This window comes from Nonomuraea sp. NPDC005983, assembly GCF_040614375.1.
Taxonomy (GTDB): Bacteria; Actinomycetota; Actinomycetes; order Streptosporangiales; family Streptosporangiaceae; genus Nonomuraea.
Genome location: NZ_JBEXUP010000253.1, coordinates 1 through 5,618, shown reverse-complemented (window position 1 = coordinate 5,618; position 5,618 = coordinate 1). Strand labels below are relative to the sequence as shown.

At 69.9% G+C, this 5,618-nt stretch carries 7 protein-coding genes; 3 read left to right on the top strand and 4 right to left on the bottom strand.

What is annotated here, in order from left to right; translation table 11 throughout:
- Nucleotides 1-603 precede the first annotated feature (603 nt).
- Nucleotides 604-1,050, bottom strand: a complete 447-nt coding sequence (locus ABZ297_RS45980; protein ID WP_355360672.1) for a MarR family transcriptional regulator — start codon at nt 1,048-1,050, stop codon at nt 604-606.
- 99 nt (nt 1,051-1,149) lie between these two features.
- Between ABZ297_RS45980 and ABZ297_RS45975 the strand changes: the two genes are divergently transcribed.
- Nucleotides 1,150-1,533, top strand: coding sequence for a PPOX class F420-dependent oxidoreductase (locus ABZ297_RS45975; protein ID WP_355360669.1), 384 nt, complete (start codon nt 1,150-1,152; stop codon nt 1,531-1,533).
- A 6-nt stretch (nt 1,534-1,539) separates the two neighbouring features.
- Here the strand turns inward: ABZ297_RS45975 and ABZ297_RS45970 are convergent, their stop codons facing one another.
- Nucleotides 1,540-2,127, bottom strand: a complete 588-nt coding sequence (locus ABZ297_RS45970; RefSeq protein WP_355360666.1) for an HAD family phosphatase — start codon at nt 2,125-2,127, stop codon at nt 1,540-1,542.
- Between the two features lie 31 nt (nt 2,128-2,158).
- On the opposite strand from ABZ297_RS45970, the gene ABZ297_RS45965 reads away from it, so the two are divergent.
- Nucleotides 2,159-3,571 carry a glycosyltransferase family 39 protein gene (locus tag ABZ297_RS45965; RefSeq protein ID WP_355360663.1) on the top strand — a complete coding sequence of 471 codons (1,413 nt, stop codon included), beginning with the start codon at nt 2,159-2,161 and terminating at the stop codon, nt 3,569-3,571.
- 26 nt (nt 3,572-3,597) lie between these two features.
- Here the strand turns inward: ABZ297_RS45965 and tyrS are convergent, their stop codons facing one another.
- Nucleotides 3,598-4,866, bottom strand: a complete 1,269-nt coding sequence (gene tyrS / locus ABZ297_RS45960; protein WP_355360660.1) for a tyrosine--tRNA ligase — start codon at nt 4,864-4,866, stop codon at nt 3,598-3,600.
- Between the two features lie 84 nt (nt 4,867-4,950).
- On the opposite strand from tyrS, the gene ABZ297_RS45955 reads away from it, so the two are divergent.
- Complete coding sequence (locus ABZ297_RS45955) at nt 4,951-5,352, top strand: PH domain-containing protein (protein WP_355360657.1); 402 nt, start codon at nt 4,951-4,953, stop codon at nt 5,350-5,352.
- Here ABZ297_RS45955 and ABZ297_RS45950 read toward each other — a convergent pair.
- A partial coding sequence (locus ABZ297_RS45950; RefSeq protein WP_355360654.1) for a DNA-3-methyladenine glycosylase occupies nt 5,292-5,618 on the bottom strand: 327 nt, incomplete at its 5' end. The two genes, ABZ297_RS45955 and ABZ297_RS45950, sit on opposite strands and share 61 nt — an antisense overlap.

The window sequence follows — 5,618 nt, the reverse complement described above, 5'->3', positions numbered from 1 at the left end:
AATGGTTGAATCCCAACCAAAAGGAATCCGTCAAATCAATGACGGGGTTTGTGCATCATGCACTGGCTTTTAGCACACTGTTGAGTTCTCAAGAAGCGGACGCGAACTTCGTCACTCAGATCCTGTCGATCTGCGATCAGAGGCGCACCTCTCGCTCTTCCATCTTAGCAGGCGCTCGATCTTCTGTCAAATCCGGGGATTTGCCTGAAGCTCGCTCAACCCGCCTAGGATGGGTTTCGCCCCGTCTCCGGGACAACCCTCTTAAACTACCGTGTCATCCGGAGCATGTCGAATCAACCGAATTTCCGGCGATCCGCGCGTGCCCGAGACGACTCCTGCCTGAGCGCGTCGCGCCTCGGCCGAGTGGCATGTTCTCAAGGGGCTGCCCCTGGGGCCCGTCCGCCTGTGGCGTCCGGCTCACTCCCGGGGCGAGGTGAAACATTAGGTCGGCATCCGGCAAGAGTCAAATCGCGCTTCGCGCCACGCGCCGGCGCGGTGTCGCGTCCGGCTGACAACCTGCGGCGATGACGGCGCCGACGGGTTTCCGTGACGAGCCAGGCTGGGCTGCGCAGCGGCGCGCGCTGGAAGCCCGGCAGGCGCGCGTCAGCTCAGCCGCGACGACGCGCGGCCGATCGCCTCTTCGCAGCGGCCCAGGAGGGATCGCAGGGTCTCCCGCTCGCCGGGCGTCAGCGCCTCGGCGATCTCGCGTTCGACCGTCACCGCCCGCTGGTCGGCCGCGTCGAGGGCGGTGCGACCGGCGTCGGTCAGCCGGGTTTCCAAGACGTTGCGGTGCCACGGGTGCGGGGTGCGCTCGACCAGGCCGCGTTCCTCGAGGTTTCTCAGCACGACGGTCATCGCCTGCGGTGTCACCAGGCAGGCGCGGGCAAGGGCGGCGGCCGAGATGCCGGGACTCCCGGAAAGGGCGAAGAGGGCGGCGTACTGCGGAACGGTCAGGCCGGCAGGCCGCACGGCCAGTTGTTTGGCAGCCATCAGCTCCTGTTCCACCCGCTTGATGTCCAGGCCGAGCCGTTCCTCCGCAGGCATCCGCATGGCGTGGATCGTACAAGCTGGATCAGATGTATAAGTATTGATAACCATCAATACTTTGATAACTTCGGCGGCGACAGCCGCCTAGACACAGGAGCGCACATGATCCCCGAAAGTCACCTGGACCTGCTGAGTCGTCCCCTGTTCGCCCACCTGTCCACCATCGCGCCCGGCGGCGAGCCGCACGTGAACCCGGTCTGGACGATCTGGGACGGCGAGTTCCTCCGGTTCACCACCACGACAGACCGTCGGAAGTGCCGCAACGTCATGGCGAACCCGCACGTGGCGGTGTCGATCAACGACCCTGAGCAGCCGTACCGGTACCTGGAGGTGCGGGGCGTGGTCGAGCGGGTCGATCCCGACCCTGCCGGCGACTTCTTCGACGTGCTCGCCACCCGCTACGGCCTGGCGTACGAGCGCCCGGTCGGCGACGCGGAACGCCGGGTTGTCATCGTGGTCCGGCCCGTGCGCACCACCAGCCAGTAGGCGGGCTCAGGCCGTGAGGGCGCGCACCTGGTGCGCCGAGGTGAACAGTTCGGCGGCCATCCCGGCCTCCTTGGCCGCCACGACGTTGGTCTCGTTGTCGTCGAAGAACAGGACGTCCTCCGGCGGCACGCCCATCCTGGCCGCGCAGATCTCGTACGCCCGCCGGTCCGGCTTGGCCACCCCGATCCGGCATGAGTACGTCAGCGCCGCGAACCGCCCGAGCCAGTCGCCGTGCCGGTCCTCCCAGATCGGCACCAGGTCCTCGATGATGTTGGAGAGCAGCCCGAGCCGACGCCCCCGGTCCGCCAGGTCCAGCACCACTCCGACCATCTCGTCGTCGACCCGGCACCAGCTGTCGAGGTCGGCCTCGATCAACGCCTCGACGGAGCGGAACCGCGTCCCCAGCCGTCCGGCGACCGCGTCCCAGTAGGCGCGGCTCTCCTGACCGGCGTCGTACGCGGGCCTGCAGGCCCAGTAGGCCTCCCAGAACCGCTCCCCCGGGACGCCTGCCAGGTCGACGATCCGCTTCTTCGCCTCGTCGGTCTGGGTCCGGGCGATGACCCCATAGAGGTCGAACACGATCACGTCAGCCATATGTCCGAGCTTATGCGCGTATCCTGCCCCGGTGACCAGCGCCGCCACGATCGCCCCGCCAGCACCCTCCGTCGCACGCCTGCGTGGGTCGAGCCCGTGGTGGGCGGCGCTGCTGTCGGGTGCGGTGGCCTTCACCGGGTCGGGGTCCGCGACGCTCAACGGCGACGAGCTGGCCACGATCAGCGCCGCGTCGCGCTCCCTCCCGCAGTTGTGGGAACTGGCCCGGCACATCGACGGGCATTTCCTGCCGTACTACGTGTTCATGCACCTCTGGGTGCAGGCGGGCACGGCAGAGCTCTGGCTGAGACTGCCGTCGGCGGTGGCGATCGGCGTCGCCGCCTGGTTCCTGGTGGACCTGGGACGCCGCCTGCACAGCACGCGGGCGGGGGTGACGGCCGCCGCGATCTTCGCGCTGCTGCCGTCGGTGTCCTACTACGGAGCGTTCGCCCGTTCTTACGCCTTCGCCGCCGCCGCGGTGGTGTTCTCGTTCTGGGCGCTGCACCGGGCTGCCCGGGGGCGCGGATGGGTGCTGTACGGGGTGTCGGTCGCGCTGGTGTGCTCCACACACCTGTTCGCGGTGCTCGTGCTACCCGCGCAACTGGTCGTGCTGCTGCCCCAGCGCAGGCTGCTGGCGCGGATGCTGCCCGCGCTGGCCGTCGGCTGCCTCCCGGCGCTGGTCCTGGGGCTGGTCGGGTACGGGGAGCGGCACGCGATCAGCTGGATCCCGCAGCGTGGGCCCGAGGTGCTGCTCAAGTTCCCGAAGATGGCGGCGGGGGCCACCGAGGTCGGCGTGCTGCTGTTCGTGGTCGCGCTGACCGGCGCCGTGCTGCTGGGTAACCGGGCCTGGGGCGGGGCGCTGCTGGGCTGGCTGGTGCTGCCGCCGCTGCTGTTGCTGGCTGTCTCACACCTGCTGACCCCGGTCTATGTGGATCGGTACCTGTTCGTCACCGCGCCCGCCCTGGCGTTGCTGGCCGGGATCGCGGCGGCGAGTGTCCCGCGCATGGGGGTGGCCGCCGCCTGCGCGCTCGTGATCGTCTCCGCGGCCGCGGGCATCGCCCAGCAGGTCGAGGTGCGCGACGCCAACGGCCGTTTCGAGGACTTCCCGTGGGCGGTCCGCAAGCTGGACGCCCGGCCCGGCGACGCGATCGTGTACGGCCAGAGCTCGGTCAGGGCCGGGTTCCTGTACTACGGCGACGCGTCCATGCCGGACGACGTGCTGCTCACGGGCGCGGCCCCCGAGTCTGACGGGTTCGGCTACCCGGAGCGGGACGACGTCGCGGCGGCACTCAAGGGGCGCGACCGTGTCTGGATGGTGTGGCGCGGCGCGAAGGGCGCCAAGCTGCCGCGGATCAAGGCCGTCCAGGAGGCGGGGTACGGCCTCAGGTCGTCCTGGCACTCCGCGGACGTACCGGGGCTGACGGTCGCGCTCTACACCGGCTCCTGACAGGGGCCGGTGCAGAGCGCGGTGCGTCAGGCTCCGACCTCGACGCCGCCGATCGACTTCTTGCCGCGCCGCAGCACCAGGAAGCGCCCGTGCAGCAGGTCGTCACCGGTCGGGACGTACGCCTCGTCGGTGATCTTGACGTTGTTGAGGTACGCCCCGCCCTCCTTCACCGCCCGCCTGGCCGCCGACTTGGACTCCACCAGGCCGCTGTCGGCGAGCAGGTCGACGAACGGCGCCCCCAGCGCGGGGACGGTCGCCTTGGGCACCTCGGCCAGCGCGGCCGCCAGCGTCGAGGCCGGCAGCTCCTCCAGCGAGCCCTGCCCGAACAGCGCCTTGGAGGCGGCGACGACGGCCGCCAGCTCGTCGGCGCCGTGCACCAGGGTGGTGAGGTCTTCGGCCAGGGTCCGCTGCGCCTCCCGGGCGAACGGGCGGTCGGCGACGGCCTTCTCCAGCGCCTCGATCTCCTCGCGGTCGCGGAAGGTGAACACCTTCAGGAAGCGGATCACGTCGCGGTCGTCGGAGTTCAGCCAGAACTGGTAGAACGCGTACGGCGAGGTCAGCGCCGGGTCGAGCCAGACCGCGCCGCTCGCGGTCTTGCCGAACTTGGTGCCGTCGGCCTTGGTGATCAGCTTGCCGGTGAGGGCGTGCACGTGGGCGCCCTCGACGCGGCGGATCAGGTCGACGCCGGCGGTGATGTTGCCCCACTGGTCGCTGCCGCCGACCTGGAGCGAGCAGCCGTGGCGCCGGTACAGCTCCAGGTAGTCGTTGGACTGCAGGAGCTGGTAGCTGAACTCGGTGTAGCTGAGCCCGTCGCCGCCCAGGCGCGCGGCCACGGACTCGCGGGCGAGCATGCGGTTGATCGGGAAGTGCTTGCCGACGTCGCGCAGGAAGTCGATGGCCGTCATCTCGGCGGTCCAGTCGAGGTTGCTGACCAGCGTCGCGGCGGTGGGGCCCGGGTCGAAGGAGAGGAACTTCTCCACCTGCACCCGGATCTTGGCCACCCATTCGGCCACGATCTCGGAGGTGTTCAGCGCCCGCTCGGTGCTGCGCCCGCTCGGGTCGCCGATCAGCCCCGTCGCGCCGCCGACCAGGCCGATCGGCCGGTGCCCCGCGCGCTGGAAGCGGGTGAGGATGAGCAGCGTGGCGAGATTGCCCATGTGCAGCGATGGGGCGGTCGGATCGAAGCCCGCATAGACCGTGATCGGACCCTTCGACAACGCCTCACGCAGGGCGTCGATGTCGGTGGTCTGCGCGATGACGTCGCGCCATTCGAGCTCATCGAGGATGTCGGTCACGGTGCTGGCTTTCCGATAGACGTTGAGTGATTACAGCCTGCCCGATCCTGCCGCATGCCCGCCACTTGGATACTCTCGGTAGCTATGTGGAGGGTCCGTCGCGAGCTGGCCGTTTTCAAGATCTTAGGGGCTCTGGTGTGTGCCGGGCTCGCCATCTACTGGTATCTCCAGGGCGACGTGCGCGGCGTGGTGCTCGCCGTGCCGGCGGCCGTGCTGGTGGGCGGGATGGGCCTGCGCGACGTGCTGGTGCCGGTGCGGCTGTCGGCCGACGCGCAGGGGATCACCGTGGTGCACGGCTTCGCCGGGAGGCGGCGGATCCCCTGGGAGGACATCCAGGACGTCAAGGTGGACGTCCGCAGGAGGTACGGCCTGCGCAGCGAGATGCTGGAGATCGACACCGGCGACCACCTGCACATTTTCAGCCCTCACGAGCTGGGCGCCTCCCCCACGGAGGTGGCGGCGGCGTTGCGGCGGCGCGGCACGTGAGGCCGGAACGGCGAGACCGTCGCGTCGCCGTCGATCCAGAACCGCCACGGCGTGTCCTTCGCGGTCGAGATCCCGGTGCGCGGCCCCGACCTGATCGCTCGCGGATCGGGCGGAGTTCCCTCCAGGACGGCGGCCGATCCGGTGGGGTAGCCGGTCAACTCGCCGTGCGCGGCCGAGACGGCCGTGGGCGAGCCCTCCCAGACCGCGTCCAGCCCGTTGTGCTCGCGCTGTAACCCCAGCGCCACCGCCAGCCTGGCGGGGCCGCG